Origin of the sequence: Pseudomonas mendocina, assembly GCA_037482215.1 — a bacterium.
Classification (GTDB): domain Bacteria; phylum Pseudomonadota; class Gammaproteobacteria; order Pseudomonadales; family Pseudomonadaceae; genus Aquipseudomonas; species Aquipseudomonas mendocina_E.
Window position 1 is genome coordinate 1,594,265 of the sequence record CP148074.1, and the last position, 22,833, is coordinate 1,617,097.

General features: G+C 53.5%; 23 protein-coding genes. 8 read left to right on the forward strand and 15 right to left on the reverse strand.

Annotation, left to right across the window (positions count from 1 at the left end; translation table 11 throughout):
* Positions 1-41 precede the first annotated feature (41 nt).
* A complete protein-coding gene (locus tag WG219_07200) occupies positions 42-407 on the forward strand; it encodes a diacylglycerol kinase (protein ID WXL27230.1) in 366 nt (121 codons plus the stop codon).
* Between the two features lie 9 nt (positions 408-416).
* Here WG219_07200 and WG219_07205 read toward each other — a convergent pair whose 3' ends face one another.
* Positions 417-1,343 carry a LysR family transcriptional regulator gene (locus WG219_07205; GenBank protein ID WXL27231.1) on the reverse strand — a complete coding sequence of 309 codons (927 nt, stop codon included), beginning with the start codon at positions 1,341-1,343 and terminating at the stop codon, positions 417-419.
* A 110-nt stretch (positions 1,344-1,453) separates the two neighbouring features.
* Between WG219_07205 and fpr the strand changes: the two genes are divergently transcribed.
* The gene (fpr, locus tag WG219_07210; GenBank protein ID WXL27232.1) at positions 1,454-2,233 is read left to right on the forward strand and encodes a ferredoxin-NADP reductase; all 780 of its coding nucleotides are present in this window, start codon (positions 1,454-1,456) and stop codon (positions 2,231-2,233) included.
* A 188-nt stretch (positions 2,234-2,421) separates the two neighbouring features.
* On the opposite strand, the gene tsaA is transcribed toward fpr, so the two are convergent.
* The 8 genes from tsaA to WG219_07250 form a co-directional block, all read right to left on the reverse strand.
* Positions 2,422-3,138 carry a tRNA (N6-threonylcarbamoyladenosine(37)-N6)-methyltransferase TrmO gene (tsaA, locus tag WG219_07215; protein ID WXL27233.1) on the reverse strand — a complete coding sequence of 239 codons (717 nt, stop codon included), beginning with the start codon at positions 3,136-3,138 and terminating at the stop codon, positions 2,422-2,424.
* Between the two features lie 58 nt (positions 3,139-3,196).
* The gene (locus WG219_07220; GenBank protein ID WXL27234.1) at positions 3,197-3,658 is read right to left on the reverse strand and encodes a DUF1456 family protein; all 462 of its coding nucleotides are present in this window, start codon (positions 3,656-3,658) and stop codon (positions 3,197-3,199) included.
* A 30-nt stretch (positions 3,659-3,688) separates the two neighbouring features.
* Positions 3,689-4,399, reverse strand: a complete 711-nt coding sequence (locus tag WG219_07225) for an rRNA pseudouridine synthase (GenBank protein ID WXL27235.1) — start codon at positions 4,397-4,399, stop codon at positions 3,689-3,691.
* A 121-nt stretch (positions 4,400-4,520) separates the two neighbouring features.
* Positions 4,521-5,222, reverse strand: coding sequence for an ABC transporter ATP-binding protein (locus tag WG219_07230; protein ID WXL27236.1), 702 nt, complete (start codon positions 5,220-5,222; stop codon positions 4,521-4,523).
* A complete protein-coding gene (gene livG, locus WG219_07235; protein ID WXL27237.1) occupies positions 5,222-5,989 on the reverse strand; it encodes a high-affinity branched-chain amino acid ABC transporter ATP-binding protein LivG in 768 nt (255 codons plus the stop codon). Before livG ends, WG219_07230 begins: the two co-directional genes overlap by 1 nt.
* Positions 5,986-7,242 carry a high-affinity branched-chain amino acid ABC transporter permease LivM gene (locus WG219_07240; protein ID WXL27964.1) on the reverse strand — a complete coding sequence of 419 codons (1,257 nt, stop codon included), beginning with the start codon at positions 7,240-7,242 and terminating at the stop codon, positions 5,986-5,988. Before WG219_07240 ends, livG begins: the two co-directional genes overlap by 4 nt.
* 8 nt (positions 7,243-7,250) lie before the next feature.
* Positions 7,251-8,174: a high-affinity branched-chain amino acid ABC transporter permease LivH gene (livH, locus tag WG219_07245; protein WXL27238.1), complete on the reverse strand. Its 924-nt coding sequence runs from the start codon at positions 8,172-8,174 to the stop codon at positions 7,251-7,253.
* Between the two features lie 114 nt (positions 8,175-8,288).
* The gene (locus WG219_07250) at positions 8,289-9,410 is read right to left on the reverse strand and encodes a branched-chain amino acid ABC transporter substrate-binding protein (protein ID WXL27239.1); all 1,122 of its coding nucleotides are present in this window, start codon (positions 9,408-9,410) and stop codon (positions 8,289-8,291) included.
* Positions 9,411-9,697: 287 nt separating this feature from the next.
* Here WG219_07250 and WG219_07255 point away from each other — a divergent pair, with 287 nt between their 5' ends.
* Both WG219_07255 and WG219_07260 read left to right on the forward strand, forming a co-directional pair.
* Positions 9,698-10,015: a DUF2288 domain-containing protein gene (locus WG219_07255; GenBank protein WXL27240.1), complete on the forward strand. Its 318-nt coding sequence runs from the start codon at positions 9,698-9,700 to the stop codon at positions 10,013-10,015.
* A 68-nt stretch (positions 10,016-10,083) separates the two neighbouring features.
* The gene (locus WG219_07260; GenBank protein ID WXL27241.1) at positions 10,084-10,452 is read left to right on the forward strand and encodes a DUF5064 family protein; all 369 of its coding nucleotides are present in this window, start codon (positions 10,084-10,086) and stop codon (positions 10,450-10,452) included.
* A gap of 4 nt (positions 10,453-10,456) precedes the next feature.
* Here the strand turns inward: WG219_07260 and phnE are convergent, their stop codons facing one another.
* The 4 genes from phnE to WG219_07280 are packed head-to-tail and all read right to left on the reverse strand — an operon-like array spanning position 10,457 to position 13,699.
* Positions 10,457-11,227, reverse strand: a complete 771-nt coding sequence (phnE, locus tag WG219_07265; protein WXL27242.1) for a phosphonate ABC transporter, permease protein PhnE — start codon at positions 11,225-11,227, stop codon at positions 10,457-10,459.
* Complete coding sequence (locus WG219_07270) at positions 11,224-12,051, reverse strand: ABC transporter permease (protein ID WXL27243.1); 828 nt, start codon at positions 12,049-12,051, stop codon at positions 11,224-11,226. Before WG219_07270 ends, phnE begins: the two co-directional genes overlap by 4 nt.
* Complete coding sequence (locus tag WG219_07275) at positions 12,045-12,848, reverse strand: phosphonate ABC transporter ATP-binding protein (GenBank protein WXL27244.1); 804 nt, start codon at positions 12,846-12,848, stop codon at positions 12,045-12,047. Before WG219_07275 ends, WG219_07270 begins: the two co-directional genes overlap by 7 nt.
* Positions 12,845-13,699 (reverse strand): putative selenate ABC transporter substrate-binding protein, encoded by an 855-nt coding sequence (locus WG219_07280; GenBank protein ID WXL27965.1) that lies wholly within the window; start codon positions 13,697-13,699, stop codon positions 12,845-12,847. Before WG219_07280 ends, WG219_07275 begins: the two co-directional genes overlap by 4 nt.
* A gap of 123 nt (positions 13,700-13,822) precedes the next feature.
* On the opposite strand from WG219_07280, the gene WG219_07285 reads away from it, so the two are divergent.
* The 3 genes from WG219_07285 to WG219_07295 all read left to right on the forward strand — a co-directional run bounded on the left by WG219_07285 (position 13,823) and on the right by WG219_07295 (position 17,290).
* Positions 13,823-14,713, forward strand: a complete 891-nt coding sequence (locus WG219_07285; GenBank protein WXL27245.1) for an NAD(P)-dependent oxidoreductase — start codon at positions 13,823-13,825, stop codon at positions 14,711-14,713.
* Complete coding sequence (locus WG219_07290) at positions 14,710-15,492, forward strand: TIM barrel protein (protein ID WXL27246.1); 783 nt, start codon at positions 14,710-14,712, stop codon at positions 15,490-15,492. Before WG219_07285 ends, WG219_07290 begins: the two co-directional genes overlap by 4 nt.
* 412 nt (positions 15,493-15,904) lie before the next feature.
* Positions 15,905-17,290, forward strand: coding sequence for an undecaprenyl-phosphate glucose phosphotransferase (locus tag WG219_07295; GenBank protein WXL27247.1), 1,386 nt, complete (start codon positions 15,905-15,907; stop codon positions 17,288-17,290).
* 21 nt (positions 17,291-17,311) lie between these two features.
* On the opposite strand, the gene WG219_07300 is transcribed toward WG219_07295, so the two are convergent.
* On the reverse strand, positions 17,312-19,492 hold the full coding sequence (locus WG219_07300) for an EAL domain-containing protein (protein ID WXL27248.1): 2,181 nt from the start codon (positions 19,490-19,492) through the stop codon (positions 17,312-17,314).
* A gap of 345 nt (positions 19,493-19,837) precedes the next feature.
* Between WG219_07300 and WG219_07305 the strand changes: the two genes are divergently transcribed.
* Positions 19,838-21,157 (forward strand): MFS transporter, encoded by a 1,320-nt coding sequence (locus tag WG219_07305; protein WXL27249.1) that lies wholly within the window; start codon positions 19,838-19,840, stop codon positions 21,155-21,157.
* Between the two features lie 43 nt (positions 21,158-21,200).
* Here WG219_07305 and WG219_07310 read toward each other — a convergent pair whose 3' ends face one another.
* Positions 21,201-22,820 carry an MFS transporter gene (locus WG219_07310; protein WXL27250.1) on the reverse strand — a complete coding sequence of 540 codons (1,620 nt, stop codon included), beginning with the start codon at positions 22,818-22,820 and terminating at the stop codon, positions 21,201-21,203.
* Positions 22,821-22,833: the final 13 nt, after the last annotated feature.

A 22,833-nucleotide genomic window follows, 5' to 3' on the forward strand; every position in this document is an offset into this window, starting at 1 on the left:
GGGCATACCGTAAGCTGCCGCTTTTTTAGCTGGGATGCACTATGTCACCGTTCAAGGGGCAGAAAGGTTTCAAACGCATTATCAACGCTGCCGGTTACTCACTGGCCGGCTTACGGGCAGCTTTCACTGGAGAAGCTGCTTTCAGGCAATTGGTTTTGTTGAATGTGGTGCTGGTGCCGTTGGCGTTCTTTTTGGAGGTCAGCCCTGGCGAGCGGGCGGTAATGATTGCTGTGTGTATGCTGGGGCTGATTGTTGAACTGCTCAACTCAGCTATCGAGGCGGCAATTGATCGTATCTCCCTTGAACGTCATCCACTTTCAAAAAATGCTAAGGACATGGGCAGTGCGGCCCAGTTTGTCTCGTTAAGCCTAATTGCAGTTGTATGGGCCACCATCTTGCTGGGGTGAGTCTCAGGATCAGCGAATCTCTGGCAGTTGTATTTGATCGCTACGGGTTACGTCAGCGGTCAATGCTCTGCACATTTCGATAAATTCGCGCATGGCGGCAGTCTGGTACTTTCTTTTATGCCAGATGAAGTAAAACTGTCGGCGCAAATCCAGCTCAGGGGATTCCAAGGGGACTAAGCTGCCTCGGCGGAATGCGTCGCGCAGGGCTAAGCGGGAAATACAGCTGATGCCCAGGCCTGATTCAACCGCGCGTTTAATTGCTTCGGTGTGCTCAAGCTCTAGGCGAATGTTCAGGCTTTGGGGGTGATGGCGCATGGCCTGATCAAAGGTAAGGCGTGTACCGGAGCCTTGCTCGCGGAGAATCCAAGCTTCGCGGCTCAGCTCATCCAAGGTCGCCACGCCACGTTTGGCTAATGGATGTTGAGGGGCGCAAAAAACAACCAGCTCATCTTCCACCCAAGGGTGTACATCAATGTCTGGGTGTTGGCAGTCACCTTCGATCATGCCGAGGTCCAGATCATAATGAGCAATTTGTTGCACCACGTGGGCGGTGTTGTGCACTTGGAGTTTGACCTTGCACTCAGGGTGGCGCTGCATGAAGTTGCCGATGAGCAGCGTCGCTAAGTAGTTGCCTACGGTCAAGGTCGCTCCCACCTTGAGCGAGCCAAAACCACTTTGTCCGATCAACAGGCGTTCAATTTCGCTTGCTTGCTCCAGTAAGGCCACTGCTTGCGGCAGTAACTGCAATCCCAGCGCATTGAGGCTCAGTCGCTTCCCTGCACGATCAAATAGTTGGCAATCAGACTGGCGCTCCAGTTCGCTCAGGGAGGTGCTAGTAGCCGATTGGGATAGGGATAAGGCATCGGCGGCACGAGAAACGCTTTCGTGTTGGGCTACGGCTACAAATATCTGAAGTTGTCTGAGCGTAAATCGCATATCGATATAACCGATAACCTATATCTTTATAATCCACTTAACAGATATTGTGCGCTCGCTTAAAATCCGCCGCAACTTAAACTAGCCCCGCGTTTTTCTGAGGAATCAGCATGAGCAACATGAACCACGAACGTGTCCTCAGTGTTCACCACTGGAATGACACACTGTTCAGCTTTAAGTGCACCCGTGATCCGGGCCTGCGCTTTGAGAATGGCCAGTTCGTGATGATCGGCCTGCAACAGCCTAACGGTCGTCCGCTCATGCGCGCCTACTCGATTGCCAGCCCAAACTGGGAAGAGCATTTGGAGTTCTTCAGCATCAAGGTGCCGGATGGCCCGCTGACCTCCCAGCTGCAACACCTTAAAGAAGGTGATGAGATCATCATCAGCAAAAAGCCCACCGGTACGCTGGTGCTGGACGATCTTAAACCTGGCAAGCACCTGTACCTGCTCAGCACCGGCACCGGTCTGGCTCCGTTTATGAGCGTGATCCAAGACCCGGAAACCTACGAGCGTTTCGAAAAGGTCATTCTGGTTCACGGCGTTCGTTATGTGAATGAAGTTGCTTACCGCGAATTCATCACTGAAGCGCTGCCGCAGAACGAGTTTTTTGGTGAAGCATTGAAAGAGAAGCTGATCTACTACCCGACCGTGACCCGTGAACCGTTCGAAAACCAAGGGCGTCTGACTGATCTGATGCGCAGTGGCAAGCTGTTCACTGACATCGGCCTGCCACCGATCAACCCTCAGGATGACCGCGCAATGATCTGCGGCAGCCCGAGCATGCTGGATGAGACCAGCCAAGTGTTGGATAGCTTCGGTCTTAAGGTTTCGCCGCGTATGCGTGAGCCGGGTGACTATTTGATCGAGCGCGCTTTCGTCGAGAAGTAACTGCGACGTTCTCAAAAAACCGCCTTCGGGCGGTTTTTTGTTATCCACCATTCGATGACCGTAGCCTGGATTAGCCACGTAAGTGGCGTAATCCGGGTTTCGCGATTCAAGGTTATTGGACACTCGCAGCTATCGATAAACGTTTGCCAGCGACATGGCGGATTGCGCCGCGTTACGGATAACCTCGCCTACACAAGCGATCCATTCATATCCGCCGCTTGTACAACCTCAAGTACGCAGATCGCGCCGGGATGAGGGTAATGCCAGTGCACGTCTACATCCCAGAACTGGACACCATAGCGGCGCTCTGGCGCCGGCTGCTGATAGGCCGGGCGCGGGTCTTGGGCCAGGCACTGTTCAATCAACTCCACTAAGGGTTCCTGCAGGCGCAAGGCATGCTGATGTGCTTGTTCCAAGGCGGCAGGCTGCCATTCAACTTTGATTGGCGCGGGAGCTGAATCAGCCAGGGCATTACTAGCATCTGCCACGATATCGGCGTAGGGCAGGTAGGGTTTGACGTCTAGCACCGGGGTGCCATCGAGCAGGTCAATTCCTGACAGCCATAGCCTACCGGCCTCTACCTTTTCCAGTTTGACCACCGACTGGCCGATGCCATTAGGGCGGTGGGTAGCGCGGGTGCTGAAGACACCGACGGATTGATTGCCGCCAAGGCGTGGTGGACGCACTTTAAGCCTGGGCTTGTCTTCCAGTGCCTGATGAAAAAGAAACAGCAGCCAGACATGACTGACTTGCTCCAGGCCCTGTACCGCATCGCCATTGTCGAACGGTGCAACCAGTTCCAGCACGCCGCGAGCGGCCGGGGCCAGTTGCGGCTGGCGCGGGATGGCGAATTTTTCCTTGAAACAGGAACGGACAAAACCGATGGGGGAGACAGAGTAGGACATGGCGGCCAGATCAAGTGCGAAACGCCGCCATAGTACCTGAGTACGGCGCTCTAATGGATTAGCCGCGTTCGCGCAGGGTCAGAGCCTTGAGAAAATTACGCAGGAACTGATCGCCGCAAGGGCGGTAGTTGCTGTGCCCGGCTTTTCGGAACAGGGCGCTCATTTCTGGTTTCGACACCTTGAAGCCGACACTGTCCATCAACACATGGAGGTCGTCTTCCTTTAGTTCAAAAGCCACCCGCAGCTTTTTCAGCACGATATTGTTGGTTAATGGCAGCTCGAGTGGTGGCCTGGGGCGAGATTCATCTTTGCCGCGCTTAAAGTAGACGAGGCCATCAAGGAAGTGCGCCAGTAATTCGTCGTCGCAGGCCTGAAAGCCTTCTTCATCATCTTTCTTCAGGAGGGCAGCCAGCGTCTGTGCATCCACTTGGCGTCCGCTGAGTGCGATGATCTCAGCCAGCTGCTCTTCACTGATATCGAGGGTGTAGCGCAGGCTGCGCAGGATGTCGTTGTTGAGCATGGGAAACCTGTTGTGGCGGAAATAAAGGGTTCAGAAGCGTTCTTTGCCTGACAGGTAGCGCCATTGCCCCGCCTGGACCTTACCGAGTGAGACACCACCAACGCGGATTCGCTTCATGCCCAGCACTTTCAGATCAACACTGTTGCACATGAATACCAGCTGACCGGGCTGTGGCGCTTTCAAGGCAAAACGCAGATGGGTTTCGTTTTGCCAGCTGACTTTGCAGGGGGGCAGGGTAACGCCATTGAATACCAAACCGTGGTTGAGGCGCTTGAGTTGGGTGTTGCTGAGTGTGCCGATAACTTCGACGATGTATTCCTGCTCCAGCTTGTGCAGGTCATCCTGTAATTTACGCCGGGTGCGCCAGTCCTGAGTGAGGATGTGCAGGCCATCAGCACCGACTTGCAGGGGCGCACAAGCGGTCAGGCGTTTGAGGTGACCAAACAACGGACGGATGCCGGAGCTGTCCTCAGGCCATTGCTCTGCCAGCGTCAGTTTTTCACTGATAGGGTCGGGTGAATGTCCGCGAGGGACGTTCAGCAGCACGGTGACTGGCTCAGCCTCGCTGGCGGTGGCACCTTCAAGCAGGCACACAGTTTGTGTGGTCACCTTGAATTGTGGCTGTTCGACGACCTGGCCATCGACCGTGACCCAGCCTCCTTCGATATACAGCTCGGCTTCGCGGCGGGTGCAGCCGGTCAGCTCGATCAGGCGTTTGGACAGGCGGACGGGTTCGGACATGGTGCGATTCATCAGGCAGTTGCGGGCAGGCATTGTACCGGCACAAAGGTGTGATGTCCGAAAGGATAGCCAGAAAAAGAAAAACCGCTCCTACAGAGCGGTTTTTCTAGTTGGTCAGGGATTAGCCGCCTAAATAGGCGTCCCTTACTCGCGGATCGTTGAGCAAATCATGCCCGCTGCCCTGCATGACGATATGGCCGTTTTCAAGGACGTAACCACGGTCCGCCAATTTGAGTGCCTGGTTGGCATTCTGCTCGACGAGGAACACGGTCACACCGTCTTTACGCAGTTGCTCGATGATGTCGAAAATCTGCTGGATGATGATCGGGGCCAGGCCCAGAGACGGCTCATCCAGCAGCAGCAGCGTTGGTTTGCTCATCAGCGCACGGCCGATGGCAAGCATCTGCTGTTCGCCGCCGGACATGGTCCCCGCACGCTGATTGAAGCGCTCTTTCAGGCGAGGGAACAGGTGCAGGACTTTGTCCAGTTGTTCCTCGTTCTCAACCTTGCTGCCGAAAAAACCGCCCATGGCCAGGTTTTCTTCAACGGTCAGGCGGGCAAATACGCGGCGCCCTTCCGGAACCACGGCAATGCTTTTACGCATGATCTGTGGGGTATCCATGCCCACCAGCTCTTCGCCTAAATAGCGAATGCTGCCGCTGCTGGCCTGAGGGCTGCCACAGAGCGTCATCAGCAGGGTGGATTTACCCGCGCCGTTGGCACCGATCAGGGTGACGATTTCGCCCTGTCGGACCTCGACATTGACGTTATGCAGCGCCTGAATCTTGCCGTAGAAGGTGGAAACATTCTCGAAATAGAGCATCAGGTTTCCCCTAGGTAGGCTTTGATCACATCGGGGTTTTCCCGGATTTGCTGTGGCGTACCGTCTGCCAGCGGCGTGCCCTGATTGATTACGTAGATGTGGTCGGAAATGCTCATGACCAGCTTCATGTCGTGCTCAATCAGCAGTACCGTGACGTTGTGCTGGTCGCGCAGCACGCCGATCAGTGCCTTAAGATCATCGGTTTCCCGTGGGTTGAGGCCTGCAGCGGGTTCGTCCAGCATGAGGATGCGCGGGCGCGTCATCATGCAGCGGGCAATTTCCAGGCGGCGCTGTTGCCCGTAAGCCAGGGTGCCTGCCGTACGGTTGGCGAATTCGGTCAGGTTGACCTGCTCCAGCCAGTACGCCGCATACTCCATGGCCTCGCGCTCGCTTTTGCGGAACGCCGGGGTTTTGAACAGGCCGGCCAGGAAATTGGTGTTCAGGTGGCGGTGTTGCGCCACCAGCAGGTTTTCAACCGCTGTCATGTCCTTGAACAGGCGCACGTTCTGGAAAGTGCGCACCACGCCTTTGCGGGCAATCTTGTGGCCGGGCAGGCCGTCCACACGCTCTCCATCCAGCTTGATGCTGCCAGAGGTGGCTTGGTAGAAGCCGGTCAGGCAGTTGAATACGGTGGTCTTACCGGCGCCGTTGGGGCCAATCATCGACACAACCTGTTTTTCTTTAACGGACAGTTCCACACCGTTGACGGCCAGCAAGCCGCCGAAGCGCATGGACAGGCCGCTTACTTCTAGAATCGGGCGGCTCATTGTTTCAGCTCCAGGTGGGGGCGTTGCATGGGCAGAAGGCCCTGCGGACGCCAGATCATCATCAGTACCATCAGGGCACCGAACATCAACATGCGGTATTCACTGAACTCCCGCATCATTTCCGGGAGCAGGATCATCACGACCGCTGCGAGGATGATGCCTAGCTGTGAGCCCATGCCACCCAGTACAACAATGGCGAGAATGATCGCCGACTCGATAAAGGTAAACGACTCCGGCGATACAAGCCCCTGGCGAGCGGCGAAGAAGCTGCCCGCAAAACCGGCAAAGGCAGCGCCCAAGGTAAAGGCCGAGAGTTTGATTACAGTGGGGTTCATGCCCAGTGCGCGGCAGGCGATTTCGTCCTCACGCAGGGCTTCCCAAGCGCGGCCAATCGGCATGCGCAGCAGGCGGTTGATTACGAACAGAGTCAGCAGAACCAGCAGTAGGGCGATCAGGTAGAGGAAAATCACCTTGTTGATGGAGTTGTAGGCGATGCCGAAGTACTCGTGGAAGGTCTGCATGCCCTCTGCGGCGCGTCGGTCGAAGCTCAAGCCGAAGAAGCTGGGCTTGTCGATACCGCTGATGCCGTTGGGGCCGCCGGTAATCTCCGTCATGTTGCGCAGCAGGATGCGAATGATCTCTCCGAAGCCTAACGTCACAATGGCCAGATAGTCCCCACGCAGGCGCAAAACCGGGAAGCCGAGGATAAAGCCGAAGAATGCGGCCATCAGACCTGCAATGGGCAGGCAAATCCAGAAGCCCAATCCGTAGTAGTGGGAGAGTAGGGCATAGGTATAGGCACCCACCGCATAGAAGCCCACGTAGCCCAGATCAAGCAAACCGGCTAGACCCACCACGATATTCAGGCCCAGACCGAGCATGACGTAGATCAGAATCAAGGTGGCGATATCGACCGCGCCCCGGCTGCCAAAGAACGGCCAAACCAGTGCAGCCATGATCAGACCGAGGATTATCCAGCGCTGCGTCGAAGGCAGGGTCAAAAAGTTGCTTGCCTTAGCCGGGATGCCCGGCAACTTAGGCAGTAACCCTCTACCTTCACCAAGTGGACTGCGCAGCAACTGCCAAAAGAACATGGCGATTGCGCAACCTGCGATAGTCCACAGAACGATGGGTTCAGCGCCCTGAACTTCTAGTTTGATGCCGACAATGGCCAGTTTAAGGCCTAGCACCGGATAGGCGACGGCCAGTACCAGCAGTGCACTGAAGATGGCGGTCTTGAGGTTTTTACGAATGCCAGTACTCATACTTTTTCAACCTCCGGACGACCCAGAATCCCAGTCGGACGGAACAGCAGGACAAGAACCAGTAGACTGAATGCCACTACGTCCTTGTATTGATCGCCAAAAATGTCGGCGCCAAAGGCTTCAGCCAGCCCTAGCAGAAGGCCACCTAACACTGCACCAGGAATACTGCCGATCCCGCCCAGTACCGCCGCAGTAAAGGCCTTAATGCCAGCAAGGAAGCCCAAGTGCGGGTTGATCACGCCGTAGCGCATGCTCAGCAGTACGGCTGCAACGCCAGCCAGAGCTGCACCGATGACGAAGGTCAGGGCGATGATGTTGTTGGTATTGATGCCAAGCAAATTGGCCATCTTCAGGTCTTCGGCACAGGCACGGCAGGCCCGGCCAAGGCGAGAACGGGAGATAAACAGCGTCAGACCAACCATCACGATGAAGGTAACGACAAAGATCAGCACTTGCATGTAGGAGATGGTCACACCATGCATGGCGCTTTCACCCAGCACGAAGTTACCGGGGAGTAGGTTGGGGATGGCTTTGTCTTTAGAACCTTGCGAAAGCAGGATCTCGTTTTGCAGGAAAATCGACATACCTATGGCCGAGATCAAGGGGATCAGCCGGTTGCCGCCGCGTAGCGGTCTGTAAGCGACGCGTTCAATGCTGTAGCCGTAGGCGCTACAGATGATGATGCTCCCGGCAAAAGCGACAGTCATCAGAATGGGCAGGCTGTCCAGACCCATCATGGTGAGACCGACAATAGCGATCAGTGCTACGTAGGAGCCAATCATATAAACCTCGCCATGGGCGAAGTTGATCATGCCAATGATGCCGTAGACCATGGTGTAGCCAATGGCGATCAAGGCATAGGTGCTGCCGACAGTCAGACCGTTTATCAACTGTTGCAGGTAGTGATACAGATCAGGCATAGCCTAACTCCATGACTGTCGCGCACGGGCGCTTTTGGCGCAGCGCGCAGCCAGATTCTTCTTTATGTGCAAAGCCCACTGGAGTGCAGTGGGCTTTGGGTTCAGGCAAGTGTGTTACTTGGCTTCGGTCTTAGTGCCGTCTTGGTGCCATTCGTACACAACAAAGTTGAAGTCCTTGAGGTCGCCTTTTTCGTCAAAGGAGAGGACGCCGGTAGGGGTGTCGAAGGTGTTCGAGCGCAGTGCTGCTGCCACTTTAGCTGTGTCTGTGTCGCCGGCTTTAGCAATGCCTTCTGCAATGACTTGCACAGCGGAGTAGGCCGGGAAGACGAACGGACCGCTTGGGTCTTCTTTCTTCGCCTTGAAGGCTTCAACCAACACTTTGTTGCGTGGGTCTTGGTCGAACGACTTCGGCAGGGTGACCAGCATGCCTTCGGAGGCAGGGCCTGCGATGGCAGAGATTTCGCTGTTACCCACACCTTCTGGGCCCATGAATTTGACCTTCAGGCCTTTCTCTTGCGCTTGGCGCAGGAGCAGACCCAGTTCCGGGTGGTAGCCACCGTAGTAAACGAAATCGGTGCCTGCTTGCTTGAGTTTGGCGATCATCGCTGAGAAGTCTTTATCGCCAGCGTTGATGCCTTCGAACAGCACAACTTTAGTGCCTTTGCTTTCCAGGGTTTGTTTAACGGCAGTGGCGATACCTTCACCGTATTGCTGTTTGTCATGCAGAACAGCTACAGCCTGAGGCTTAATTTTGTCAGCAATGAAGTTACCAGCAGTCGGGCCTTGAAGGCTGTCCAGACCGATGGTGCGGAAGATCAGTTCGTAACCGCGAGCGGTGATTTCCGGGCTGGTTGATGCCGCGGTAATCATCAGAATGCCTTCGTCTTCATAGATGTCGGAGGCGGGTTGGGTGGAGCTGGAGCAGAGGTGGCCGACCACGAACTTAACGTCATCGTTGACGATCTTGTTGGCCACGGCCACGGCTTGTTTAGGGTCGCAGGCGTCGTCATACACGACCGCTTCCAGTTGGGCGCCGTTGACACCACCGGCTTTATTGATTTGCTCGATGGCCATTTTGGCGCCGATGAATTGCATTTCACCGTACTGAGCCACTGCGCCGGTTACAGGGCCGGCAAGACCAATTTTGATGGTGTCGGCGGCTACTGAGTAGCTGGCAACCCCTGCCATGACCATCGCGGCGAACAGCTTGGAAATCTGTTTTGTAGCCTTGCTCATAATTGCTCCACCCAATAATTGTTTTGATTGTTGTTCCCTGCGGTCAAAACAGCTGACCCCCGGTTGTTCGGGTGCCTTCCAGGCATCTGTACCGGAACAGTTTAGAGCGCTGTTTCATCGGTTGAAAAGCTACTAAGTTGTATGAATGTTCGGTTGTCGCTTTATTGACATAAAAGTACAGATAAACGGCGTCAGCGAACTGATTGATTCAGCAGGCAATTTCTTACTCCCAGCGGCTGACGGTATGATGGGTAATTATTTGAAACTCCGCACCGTACAGGCACACCATGATCGAAGATTCCAGCACTCTCTACGCTAAACTGCTCGGCGAAACTGCCCCCATTAGCTGGGAGGAACTGCAGCCCTTTTTTGCCAGAGGTGTTCTGTTGTTGGTTGATGGTGCCCAGGACTTGATCGAGGTGGCACTGGCTGTGGCTGAAAACAATCAGGACAAGGTTGCTGACTGGCTGAAGGGGGAGGAGCTGCGCAAGGTAAATGAAACCTTGGCGGAAGATCTGCTCAACCGCGACCCTCAGTTGTGGGCAGTGGTTGTCGCACCCTGGGTACTGGTGCAGGAGCGTGCCGAGCGTCCTTCTCTGCATTGATTCACGTCGCGTGGTGATCTTTTGTAGAGGCTAAGCTTGGCAGAACTTACTGCAAGAGAAACATCACTATGTTCAAACCTGGCCATTGGCATCATGCAAACACTGTCGTAACGGCAGAGACTCCTGCTTACAGCGTTGATTTGTTTTACGAAGTCCGCCAGGACGCTGTAGAGGGTGCAATGCTGCATATGCGGCTCGACGGGGAGGTTGGCGGTAAGGCCTTCAGTGAGACTTTCGAGTTGCACCGCGATTCGGCCTACAACTTTGCCAGCGTTGTTAGCCGTTTAGCCCATAAACACGGGCTGCCGACGGCAACTAGCATGATCAAGCACGGCCACCACGAATATGACCTGGTTTATGAGGACATCCGCGCTAAGCTGGGGGCGAAACCAGGGGAGGCGATTAATTTGGATCACCTGAGCAAGGATGGCTTCTGACGGCCTAGGCGCTAACCCATCGCTGGCGTGCCCAGTCACTTAAGCCGTCAACGGCCAGCACCAGTACCAGCATGGCTAGAATTACGGTGGCGGCGCGGGCTTCCTGAAACAGGCTGAGATTGACGTACAACATCTGCCCAAGCCCCCCCGCGCCGACGAAGCCTAGCACGCTCGCCATGCGGATATTGTTCTCCCAGCGGTAGAGGGTATAGGCCAGCAATTGCGGCCAGATATTTGGCAGTGTGCCATAGCAGAAAGCGGCCAGATGGCTGCCTCCGCTCAAGCGAATGGCTTGTGCGGGTTCTCTGGGCGTGTTTTCCAGTGCTTCAGCAAACAGCCTGCCGAGCACGCCTGCGGTGTGCAGGGCCAAGGCCAGCGTGCCTGCGTTGGGGCCTAGCCCTGCGGCCAGCACAACTAGGGCAGCCCATACCAGTTCGGGTATTGCCCGCAGTGCGTTGAGAATCAGTCGTGAGCTCTGTAGGGCCAGCCAGCCTAAGTTTCCCGCAGCAGGCAAGGCAAGGAATAAGCCAAAGATAGCAGCAAGCACTGTGCCCATGGCCGACATAGCCAAGGTTTCCAAGCTGCCATTTAAGATCGCGTTCAGGTGCGTGGTGGAAAAGTCCGGCGTTAGGAAGTTACCAGCGTAGCGCCCCATCTGCTCAAGGCTGTCACCGCTGAATAGGCCGCTAAGGTCGATGTTCAGGTAACTAAAGGAACTCGTTACGCCTGCCAGTATCAGCAGCAACAAGAGGCTGTTGATGAGTCGCCTTTTCATAAGAATTGCCTACGTAGCAAACGGCTAAGCAGATCAGCCAGCAGCACCAGAAGCAGGAAGGTCAGCAGCATGCTGGACACCTCTGCCCCGGCAAACATGCGCATGGACAAGTCAATCTGCTGCCCGAGTCCACCTGCGCCGACAAACCCCATCACGACCGAGGCGCGTATTGCACATTCCCAACGGTAAACGGTGTAAGAGAGCATCTCCCCGGCGGCATTGGGCAGAAGGCCGTATGCCCAGGCGGCCAGCCTAGAACTTCCGGCGGCAAGCAGGGCGCGGGCCGGGCGTTGATCCACTGACTCGTAAATCTCGGCGTAGACCTTGCCGAGCATGCCGCTGTAAGTGATGGCAATCGCCATTACCCCGGCTGTTGGGCCAAGGCCGACGGCTCTTACAAAGAGTAACGCCCAGACGATCTCTGGAATGCTGCGCAGTACGATCAGCAGACCTCGAGCCGGCCAGCGCAGCAGTCGCGCCCCCCAAGTTGGCTGTCCTTCGCGGTGAACTGCAGACAGCGACAGGGCACGGCTCGCCAGCAGTGATGCGGGCAGGGCAAGCAGCAAGGCCAGGCTCATCCCGGCAGTTGCGATGGCCAAGGTTTCAAGGGTTGCCTTAAACAGCAGTTGCAGGAAATAAGCTGAGTCGGCCGGTGGCCAGAAGTCGGCAAGGAAGCCGCTTACGCTGGCGGCGTTATCCTCATTAAACAGCCCTTTAAAGCTCAGCTCACTTAGTTGCATCCCAGGCCAAAGCAGCAGAATCGCCAGAGTGGCAATTAGCAGGCGTGGCAAGGCGGCCGGGTCACGCTGGGCGGGTTTCAGCATCGTGCAATCTGAGTATCAAGTGGCGCAGGGGATGCCGGTGCAGAGATGCCGCCGAGTTGTTCGTTGGCATAGAGGGCGTCGAGTTGCTCGCGGGTTACTGCTTGCGCCGGAAGATCAAACATCAGCTTGCCCTGGCGTACGCCAATGATGCGAGGGAAGTGATTGAGGGCCAGATCAACCGCATGCAGGCTTGCCACCAGTGTTGCTCCCTGGCGGGTGGCCTCTGTATTCAGAATATGTAAGGTGTGCTCGGCCAGTTTGGGGTCCATGGCTGATACCGGCTCGTCAGCAAGAATCAGTTCAGGGGCTTGATACAGCACGCGGGCAATTCCTACCCGTTGCAACTGTCCGCCAGATAACTGATCGCAGCGATTAAATAGTTTTTCTGCCAGATCCAGGCGTTCTAGAGCTGAGCGTGCGCCGTTTATATCGAGTGGGTACAACAGGTTGAACAGGCTTTTCAGCAGCGGCCATTGGCCTAGTTTTCCTGCCAGCACCGCCGTAACAACTCGCTGTCGTGGTGGTAGCGGAGGAGACTGGTGGATAAGGCCGATGCGGGAGCGCAGCTTTTGACGGTTGCGACTGCTCAGCTGCCATGGAGCATGGCCGAGCAGGGCTAGCTGCCCTGTGCTGGGCTTTACGCTGTTGGCCAGCAGACGTAGCAGTGTGGTTTTACCGGCTCCAGAGGGACCGATGATGGCAACGCGCTCACCGCTGGCAACTGTCAGATTGATTGCCTGCAAGGCGACATGGCCGTTGGCGTGGGTAAGCCCCACGCCCTCGAGCGAGATACTCACTGCAATAGACCAGCGGCGCGGGCTGCTTCCTCAATGCCAGTGTAATTTTCAACCTTGGTTGGGATAAAACGGCTGGCGGCCTGTAGATCCAGGATCTTCTTGTGCTCGGGGTTATTAGGATTAAGGGCCAAGAAGGCTGCCTTGATCTTTTCACGCAAGCCTTCATCCAGCGTGCCACGAACAGTCCAGTTGTAATCGTAATAAGGCGCGGTGGTGGCAATAACTTTTACTTTGTTGGTGTCCACTTTCCCAGCGGCCAGAAGTTTTTCCCACACCGAAGCATTCAGCACGCCACCGGCGGCCTTGCCAGCTTGAACCCACGCCACAGTCGCATCATGGGCACCCGAATAGGCAATACGGCTGAAGAACTCTTCTGGTTTGATGCCATCCTTCAGCATGAAATAACGCGGCATCAGGCTGCCAGAGGTGGATGAAACGGAACCAAACGCGAAGGTTTTGCCTTTTAGATCCTGTACCGTTTTTACATCTGGATCCGCACTGATGAACTTACTGGTGAACTGTTCATCTTCAGCACGTTGTACCAGAGGGATCGCCGTGCCGGTTTTTAAGCGTGTCTGCACGAAAGTGAAGCCACCGAGCCAAGCCATATCCAGGCGATCTGATGCAATGGCCTCCACTACAGCGGCGTAATCGGATACCGGAACAAACTGAACATTCATTCCGAGTTGCTGCTCAAGATAAGCCCCCAGCGGTTCGAACTTACGCAGCAGTTCAGTTGGCGCTTCGTCGGGAATAGCTGATACGCGTAGTGTTTCAGCCGCGTGTGACAAAGCTGCAGCCAAACTTAAGGCCACGCCCATAATGGTGGCGCTGAGGAAGTGTTTCATAATGATGACTCTCCGGTTCAATAGCGGCGAAACTGGGGAAATTATAAAGATTAGTTGACGCAATGTTTGGAAAACCAACGTCAATGTCGGGTTAATATGGAAAGTTAACGTGTTGGAGATTGGTTGATGACGGTGTCATACCCTGCTTTAGCGTTTGCTGGCATCGGCCTGATGGGGTTGCCAATGAGTCAAAGGCTTCTTGCGGCAGGCTATTCATTGAGCATATGGAACCGCACTGCTGAGAAGTGTTTGCCGCTACAATCCAGTGGTGCCCGAATGGTATCCGCTCCCGCCCAACTGTGTAATGGTGCCGATATCGTTATGCTGTGCTTGGCTAACACGGATGTGGTGAGGGAAGTTGTGTTCGGAGAACACGGTATTGCCGCAAACGCCCGAGAGGGACAGTTGCTTGTGGATTTCTCCAGTCTAGAACCGGCTGCAACCCGTGAAATGGCTGCCGAGCTAGAGTCTCGCACCGGCATGCGCTGGGTTGACGCCCCCGTCTCGGGCGGCGTTCAGGGGGCTGAGGCGGGCACGCTGGCCATTATGGCAGGTGGCCGTGAGGCTGATATTGAGCATATCCGTCCCATACTTACCCATTTAGGGCAACGTTTAACGCGAATGGGTGATGTAGGAGCAGGGCAAGTGACCAAGGTTTGCAATCAAATGATCGTTGCATGCAATGCAATGGTTATTGCAGAGGTTGTGGCATTGGCAGAGAAGGCTGGGGTTGATGCTGGCTTAATAGCCTCAGCGCTCGCGGGCGGCTTTGCAGACTCAAAACCATTGCAAATATTGGCCCCGCAAATGGCAGAAAGCCGATTTGAACCTGTGAAGTGGCATGTTCGCACTTTGTTAAAGGATCTCGATACGGCTGTAAAGTTGTCACAGCAAACAGGTTCAGCGGTACCTGTGAGCGGATTGGCAGCCCAGCTTATGCGCCAACACGCCAGTGCAGGTAATCGAGAACGCGACCCTGCAACGCTAGTTCAACTCTACAGGGAGTCTGAGGCGTGAAAATTGCTGCCAACATTTCCATGTTATTTACTGAGCTGCCTCTAGCTGATCGAATTGTTGCAGCGGCGGCTGCAGGTTTTGATGGGGTAGAGATTCAGTTCCCATATGAATTGCCTGCCATTCGCCTGAAAGAATTGCTAGGCATGGCCGACATGCCACTATGCCTGATAAACCTACCGGCTGGTGATCTTCTTGAGGGAGGTCCAGGCTTGGCAGCTGTTCCATCTCGACATGCGGAATTTGATGCCGCTTTAGAAGAAGCACTCAGCTATGCCGCGATGGTTAGGCCTAGCCTAGTGAATATTTTACCTGGCAGGCTGGCTAAGGGTGTGTCTAGAGACCAGGCATTCGAGTGCTTGGTCAACAACCTGCGTAAAGCAGCTGATGCATTCGAAGTTCTAGGCATCGGAGTCGTGACCGAAGCCATCAACCCTCTGGATATGCCAGGCTTCCTTATAAACACGCCAGAGCACTTGGATGAATTACTGAATTCAGTGATACATCCGAATGTTAAGGCTCAGTACGATCTGTACCACATGGCCCGACAGGGCTTGGACATAGCAGCAGGGATCAGACTGCTTGCGGGGCGTATTGGTCATGTGCAGTTTGCGGATTGTCCTGGGCGGGGGGCTCCGGGGAGCGGTCGCATTGATTTCCAAGCGGCATTGTCAATGCTGTTTAGCACTGGGTATCAGAACTGGTTAGCAGCAGAGTATTCACACTCAGGGAACGCAGGCGTCGAATGGCTTAGCATTTGGCGAGAGCTTAATCAGAGATGAATGAAGGATCAAAAGTGGATGATGGGGAAGTCAGAAGAAATTTTGGTTGCAGCAGGTATAGTTTTTTAAAGGGTTAATTTCTTTGTGGTGATAACCTCTATTGCTAAAGTTTTAAGATTTTGACTGTCTTAGTGCTTGTATAAAATTTACTGATAACTGAATAAGAACTTTCAAGGGTGTTTTTCTTTTGATAGGGAGGCGGTACGCCTAGAAAAATGGTCAAGGGTTGTAAAAAGTAACTGCTTCATTGGGCTTGATTTATTCAGTGTAGGTTGTTCATGCCTGATTGGCACACGCCAGGCGCGTGCGGGATGTTCTGGGTTCGGGTGGGTATGTGCTAGGATTGCGAGTGTTTTTGGTTGAGTTTTTACTAAGTGGTTTCTATTCAATGGTTTGGGGTGTTGTGTAAGGTATGCTTTTTAATAATCCGTATAAGCCAACATTTGCTGAGCGTTACCCGGTTGCAATGCTTGTAGCCATGCTCGATTTTGTTTTAGTGGTTTTTAGTGGCTATTTTTCCTACTTTCTTCGTTTTGATTCTCTCGCTCTGAATGGTCGGTATACGTTATCAATATTTTTATTTGGCTTTGTTGTGATGCTCTGTCTTTTGATGTGCGGATGCTATCGCTCTTGGCGTGGTCGCTCTTTGCTCGCACAAATAGGACGCCTTTATACGGGTTGGCTATTGGCAGTTGGTCTTGTGCTGACTCTTGCATTTTTTCTTAAAATATCAGCTTCATACTCTCGGCAGTGGTTCTTTATAATGTTGGGAGTGGGGATTTTTTTATCAACTTTTGTGCGTATTTTTACTTTTCAAACACTGCGGTATCTTCGCTCAAGTGGTCACAACTTAAAGAGTGTGTTGCTAGTTGAGGCCGGCGGAGAAATTTCGCAAGGTCTTGATGATAAAGAGTCATTGCAACAGCATGGTTATAGAATTTCATGTCGTCTGCGTTACGATGCTAACAACGATTGGCTAAAGTCAATGGCAGACTCGATACTTGAGCATGGGGTTCACGAAGTTTGGTTATGCCTACCCTTGTCCTCGGGGGATTCAATAAAGGCAGTTCTTTATGAGTTGAGGCATCTGACAGTAGAAGTCAGATTCATCCCGGAATGGGGTGATATACCGCTATTGAACCATAGAGTCAGTAGTATTGCTGGACATTACTCGCTTGACCTGAGTTGTACACCCATGGAAGGCCCTTCAAGGCTTGTAAAGCGTATTGAGGATATTGTTGTGGGTGGCATCATTTCGCTAATGATTATCCCTATTTGTATCGCTATTTGTATTGCGATTAAAATCACGTCTCCAGGTCCTGTGGTGTTTAAGCAATATAGGACTGGTATCAATGGGAAAAGGTTTAAAGTTTATAAGTTTAGATCGATGGTTGTGCATAATGAACACTCAGGTGTTGTAACTCAAGCCAAAAAGTCTGATGCTCGGGTTACTAAAGTTGGGGCTTTTTTACGGCGGACAAGTTTGGATGAGTTGCCTCAATTTTTTAATGTCCTACAGGGTCGAATGTCGATTGTTGGGCCTCGTCCGCATGCGCTTGCACATAATGAATACTATAAGGATCTGGTCGAGTCTTATATGCAGCGCCACAAAGTTAAACCCGGGATTACAGGGTGGGCTCAGGTGAATGGCTATCGTGGGGAGACCGATACACTAGATAAAATGAAAAAGCGTGTTGAGCACGATCTATGGTATATCGATAATTGGTCGCTTGGATTGGATATTAAGATAATTTTTTTAACTTTGTTCAAAGGGTTTGTTGATAAGAACGCATACTAGTCTGTGTTCTTTTGCGCATACTCAGAACTTCGCATATGCACTATCCAAAACGGAATATTTTGGTGGGTAGTGCATAGCTGTCTCTGATAAAGGCTGCGGTTTGCTAAATAAGTATCCCTGGACTTGATCACAGCCAAGCTCCAATAGTATCGTTAGCTGTGCATTTGATTCAACGCCTTCCGCAACAGTCTTCATATTAAGTGCATGAGCCATAGTGATGATTGCGCGAACAATTTCTTTGTCCTGTGTTGATTCGGTTATCTCCTTGATGAAGGATCGGTCAATTTTCAATACGTCTAGAGGTAGTCGGCGCAGGTAGGTCAACGAGGAGTAGCCAGTACCGAAGTCATCCAGTGCAATGCTGATGCCTTGGGCTTTGATGGCTTCCAGTTGACTTTTGGCGCAGCGTATATTGCTAAGCAATGTGCTTTCAGTGACTTCTATTTCTAGTCGATGAGCCAGTTCTAAATTACCTTGCAGGATAGTGCGTATACCTTCACTGAGAAGGTTGTGGGTTAAGTTCAACGCCGAACAGTTAATGGCAATTTTGATATTCGAATAGCCTTGTTCGAATAAATATTCGAGGTCTTGGCAAGCTTTGCGCATTACCCATTTATCCAATTCTCCGATCAGGCCGTTAGCCTCTGCTATGCAGATGAATCGCTCTGGTGTGAGTAGTCCATGGCGTGGATGTTGCCAGCGTATCAATGCTTCCAAGCGTGTTATTTGGCCATCGCTCAGATCGATGATGGGTTGGTAATAGAGCTTCAGCTCACTCTCCTCTTGCAGCGCTTGGCGTAAGTCTTCTTCTAGTTGCAGCTCTATGGACGCTTTGTCAGTTAGATGCTGTTTGAACAGTCTGATTGTATTTCGGCCATCAGCTTTCGCTTGGTAGAGCGCTAGATCGGCATGTTTGATCAATTCCTCTGTAGTACTTCCATCTTGTGGGAATCGACTGATACCGATGCTCGTGGTCATGACCAGCTTGCGTTCGCCGAGGGTGATGGGCTCCTTGAGCTTTTCAAGCAATCGTTCTGCTAGCGGCTGCAGCGCCTCATCGCTATCAATACTACTAACTATGCAGAACTCATCGCCGCCTAGCCTTGAGACGATGTCTCGGTCACGCAGGGAGCTTCGAATCCTATGTGCGACGATCCTCAGCAGCTCATCCCCTGCGTCATGCCCCAAGGTGTCGTTGATACGTTTGAAGTGATCGACATCAAGGAACATAACGGCAAGACTTCGGCCTGTTAGGGCGTGCTCTTCGAGGGTTGCGCTAAATACACGATTGAAGCCGCGTCTGTTTAGCTGTTCTGTTAGAGAGTCGTAATGGGCTATCTGCTCCAATGAGGCTTGAGCCTGATCAAGCTGTTGTAACAGTGCATTGACCCGCTGTAAGTCTCGATCTTTTTCTTCGAGTTTGCGGCTAGCCCAGGCTGCAGCAAAGCTTAAGCCGAGTATCAGGAAGGTGATGGACGCTACGATCAGGCCGAGTTGGACGCTGTTATGGGCACTGCGCAGTTGGAGAGGGAGGTCAACCGGAGCGACCATATAAAGCCCGCTCATGCCGGTGTAATGCATGGAGCAGATGGCGGCGCCCATTACCAATGCCGCTGAGTACTTGAGCCATGTACTGTTTCGTCGTTGGCCATCGCGAAAATATTCTGCAAGCTTTAGGGCTGCAAAACTTGCGGTTATAGCGATGATGATAGACAGGACGAACATTCCACCATGGTGGTAGATATCTGCTTCGGACTGCATGGCGGTCATACCGCTGTAGTGCATTGCAGAAATACCTACACCAATCACCACTGCTGCTGCACATTGTTGAATCAACCGCTGACTGGTGCTAGTCATGTAATGCATCGCGATGACCGAGGCCGTCAGGGCGACAAGGAAAGAGAAAAGTGTGGTGCTGAGATCGTAATGGATGTAAACCGGTGCCTTGAAAGCCAGCATGCCAATAAAATGCATTGTCCAGATGCCACCCGCTAGGCAGATTGCCCCTAGCAGGGTCCAGATACGCTTCATGCTCAGATTCAGGGTCTTGCTAGCCTGCTTCGCAATTGTGAGCGTGATATGGCTGCCAAATACAGCTATCAGGTACGAAAGGGCGACCAGCCAGAGTGTGTGGCTGCACGCTAAAACTACATGATGGTCGTGCGGAAGTTCAGAGAGAAACCGGACTGGAAACCACTGCATGAAGCCTTACCTTGTAGCTGCTTGGATACTTTTAGTGAAGCATATGTTTACCTTGATGCACTAATGTGCCGATATTATTTGGCCATTATTTTGATCCATAACAAAAACGGTTGCTTAGTCATCATTTGCATCGGTTCTACTACTAACCGATGCAAGCCGTTATCCCTTTCTAAACTCCCTTAGCTTGTCATGTCGTGTGTTCAAGAAAATCTAAGGCATGGCATGATGTCCTATACATGTCGCTGATGGTAATGGCAGTCTTTTTTATACCCTTTAGATTGCAGCTTCGGGTGCTGTACGACGATCAGCTCCTATTGCGTGTGCTGATAACAAGAGAGAAAAATCATGCAGCAACTGCAACAAGCTCCTAACGCATGGCGCGTCCTTTTTCTGCTGTTTTTGGCCAATCTTTTTAACTTTTTTGACCGAACGATCCCTGCCATTCTCGGGGAGCCGATCCGCCATGAGTGGGATCTGAGTGACTTTCAAGTTGGCTTGATGGGTACTGCCTTCACCCTTATCTATGCCATTGCTGGGTTGCCGCTTGGACGTTTGGCGGACACTGGCTCGCGTCGCAAGATCATGGGGTGGGGGCTTACCGTGTGGAGTGGGCTTACGGCCCTAAACGGTATGGCTTGGAACTACTGGAGCTTCCTGCTGATTCGAATGGGGGTCGGTGTTGGTGAGGCCAGTTACGCTCCTGCGGCCAATTCATTGATCGGTGATTTATTTCCAGCACATAAGCGCTCCCGTGCGATGGGGATTTTCATGCTGGGCTTGCCACTGGGGCTTTTACTGGCTTACTTCACCATTGGCATGATGGTTAAAGCCTTTGACAGCTGGCGTGCGCCGTTTTTTATAGCGGCTGTACCCGGCTTGGTTTTGGCGCTGTTTATCTTCTTTATTAAAGAGCCTCAACGCGGTGCGGCGGATGAGGTGCAGGTATCGACTGCTCCTGTGGACAAGCCTCTACGCAGGGTTCTGTCGATTCGTACGTTCTGGTGGTTAGTAGTAGCTGGCTTGGCGTTTAACTTTGCGACCTATGCCTGCAACTCCTTCCTGGTGCCGATGTTGCAACGTTACTTCCTCATGCCTCTGCAAGAGGCAGCCGTGGCAACAGGCTTGATTGTGGGGGTGACAGGGTTGGTGGGGCTTACGCTGGGCGGTTGGCTGGCAGACAAGATTCACCAGCGCTGGAAAAGGGGACGCCTGCTGTTTGCGGCCGTGAGCATGTTGATTGCGGCGTTTGCGACCGGTATGGCCTTGCTGGGTGGGAAGATCGAAATTGCTGTGTTTGTCGGCCTGTTCAGCTTTGGCTGGCTGTTCTCGTACAACTTCTACACCTGCGTCTACACCGCGATCCAGGATGTTGTGGAACCGCGCCTGCGGGCCACGGCGATGGCGTTGTTCTTTGCAGGTTTGTATTTGCTCGGCGGAGGTTTAGGCCCTGTGGTGGTTGGGGCCCTGTCGGACTACTTTGCTAAGGCGGCAATGTCTGCTGCAGGTGCGAGCGAAATGACCGAGGCTTTTAAAGCTGTTGGCCTGCACGATGCGCTGTATCTGGTACCAGTTGCGTTTGTGTTGACCATGTTGGCGCTGTATATGGCATCCCGCTTTTGTGTTCGTGATGCTGCAGCTATGCGCGATGGTCTGACGACCGCTTGAATAATATGCCTGCACCAATAGCCGGTGCAGGCAGGCTCACCTGTCAGGCGTGAATATCGTTGTGCCGAGTCTCACGCAGGAACAGCAGTGCACAAACCAGGCTAATGCCGGTGATCAACACCGGATACCAGAGCCCGTAGAAAATATCCCCGGTGTACACCACCAGTGCGAATGACACGGTTGGCAGCAGCCCACCAAACCATCCGTTGCCAACGTGATAGGGCAATGACAGCGAGGTATAGCGGATCCGGGTAGGGAACAGCTCGACCATCAATGCCGCCAGCGGGCCATAGCAAAGGCAGGCGATCAGCAGCAGTGCAACCATGATGACAACAACCATGGTGCGGTCGAGTTGGGAGGAGTCCGCTTGGCTTGGATAACCGGCGTCCCTAAGGGCTGAACTCAAGGCTTCGGCATTATGACCCTGTAGGGTCTGGGTACCTACCGTAACCACCAATTCACTTCCGCGCTCACTGGCTGAAGTCTTGTATGGAATGCCACTTTTGGCCAGCAGCGCTTTGGTCAGGTCGCAGGGGGTGTCGAAGCGTGCTTTGCCCACTGGGTCAAACTGGAAGGTGCAGGTCGCAGGATCAGCGATGACCGTGACGGGGGCCTGTCGCGAAGCCATGTCGATCTGCGGATTGGCGTAATGGGTAAGGGCTTTAAACAGCGGAAAATACAAAAGGGTGGCAAGCAAGAGGCCCGCCAGCAGTACTGGCTTTCGCCCGATTCGGTCAGACAGCCATCCGCTGACGATAAAAAAGGGTGCCCCGATAACGATGGCGATGATCAGTAGGTTGTTGGCCAGTGCTGCATCAACTTTTAACACCTGCGTCAGGAAGAACAGGACATAAAACTGGGCTGTGTAGAAGGTCACCGCTTGCCCTGCATTGATGCTGAACAGGGCCGTCAGCACAACTTTGAGGTTCTTCCAGTTGGTAAACGATTCACGCAGTGGCGCTTTACTGCACTTGCCTTCGTTTTTCATTTTTACAAAGGCCGGAGACTCCTGCATGGACAAGCGAATCCACGTGGAAATACCCAGCAGCACGATCGACAGCAGAAACGGCAGGCGCCAGCCCCAGGTCTCGAATTCATCGCCGGTGAAGTAGCGGCAAGCCCCAATTACTAGCAGCGACAGCAGCAGACCGCCGCTGGCCGTGGACTGTATCCAGCTGGTGTAACTGCCGCGCTTATCGGCTGGGGCGTGTTCCGCAACATACGTCGCGGCACCACCGTATTCACCGCCTAATGCAAGGCCTTGCAGCATGCGCAGGGCGACTAGGATGATTGGTGCGGCGACGCCGATGCTGGCGTAGGAAGGCAGCAGACCTACGCAAAACGTTGAGAGCCCCATCAGCAAAATGGTCGCAAGGAAGGTGTATTTACGCCCGACCATGTCACCGAGCCGCCCGAACACCAAGGCCCCAAAGGGTCTGACCAGAAAACCGGCGGCAAAGGCCAGCAGGGCGAAGATAAAAGCCGTGGTGTCGTTCACGCCGGCAAAAAACTGTTTACTGATGATGGCGGCCAGTGCGCCGTAGAGGAAGAAGTCGTACCACTCGAAGACCGTACCGAGGGATGAGGCGAGTATCACTTTGCGTTCTTCACGACGGGTCACCTGTGTCGATTCACAGGTGTTGCTCTGTGCAGATAGGCTCATGGAGCATTCTCCT

Coding starts and splice junctions, on each gene's coding strand:
- WG219_07200 (WXL27230.1), top strand. CDS start 42: ATGTCACCGTTCAAGGGGCAGAAAGGTTTCAAACGCATTATCAACGCT.
- WG219_07205 (WXL27231.1), bottom strand. CDS start 1,343: ATGCGATTTACGCTCAGACAACTTCAGATATTTGTAGCCGTAGCCCAA.
- fpr (WXL27232.1), top strand. CDS start 1,454: ATGAGCAACATGAACCACGAACGTGTCCTCAGTGTTCACCACTGGAAT.
- tsaA (WXL27233.1), bottom strand. CDS start 3,138: ATGTCCTACTCTGTCTCCCCCATCGGTTTTGTCCGTTCCTGTTTCAAG.
- WG219_07220 (WXL27234.1), bottom strand. CDS start 3,658: ATGCTCAACAACGACATCCTGCGCAGCCTGCGCTACACCCTCGATATC.
- WG219_07225 (WXL27235.1), bottom strand. CDS start 4,399: ATGTCCGAACCCGTCCGCCTGTCCAAACGCCTGATCGAGCTGACCGGC.
- WG219_07230 (WXL27236.1), bottom strand. CDS start 5,222: ATGCTCTATTTCGAGAATGTTTCCACCTTCTACGGCAAGATTCAGGCG.
- livG (WXL27237.1), bottom strand. CDS start 5,989: ATGAGCCGCCCGATTCTAGAAGTAAGCGGCCTGTCCATGCGCTTCGGC.
- livH (WXL27238.1), bottom strand. CDS start 8,174: ATGCCTGATCTGTATCACTACCTGCAACAGTTGATAAACGGTCTGACT.
- WG219_07250 (WXL27239.1), bottom strand. CDS start 9,410: ATGAGCAAGGCTACAAAACAGATTTCCAAGCTGTTCGCCGCGATGGTC.
- WG219_07255 (WXL27240.1), top strand. CDS start 9,698: ATGATCGAAGATTCCAGCACTCTCTACGCTAAACTGCTCGGCGAAACT.
- WG219_07260 (WXL27241.1), top strand. CDS start 10,084: ATGTTCAAACCTGGCCATTGGCATCATGCAAACACTGTCGTAACGGCA.
- phnE (WXL27242.1), bottom strand. CDS start 11,227: ATGAAAAGGCGACTCATCAACAGCCTCTTGTTGCTGCTGATACTGGCA.
- WG219_07270 (WXL27243.1), bottom strand. CDS start 12,051: ATGCTGAAACCCGCCCAGCGTGACCCGGCCGCCTTGCCACGCCTGCTA.
- WG219_07285 (WXL27245.1), top strand. CDS start 13,823: ATGACGGTGTCATACCCTGCTTTAGCGTTTGCTGGCATCGGCCTGATG.
- WG219_07295 (WXL27247.1), top strand. CDS start 15,905: ATGCTTTTTAATAATCCGTATAAGCCAACATTTGCTGAGCGTTACCCG.
- WG219_07300 (WXL27248.1), bottom strand. CDS start 19,492: ATGCAGTGGTTTCCAGTCCGGTTTCTCTCTGAACTTCCGCACGACCAT.
- WG219_07305 (WXL27249.1), top strand. CDS start 19,838: ATGCAGCAACTGCAACAAGCTCCTAACGCATGGCGCGTCCTTTTTCTG.
- WG219_07310 (WXL27250.1), bottom strand. CDS start 22,820: ATGAGCCTATCTGCACAGAGCAACACCTGTGAATCGACACAGGTGACC.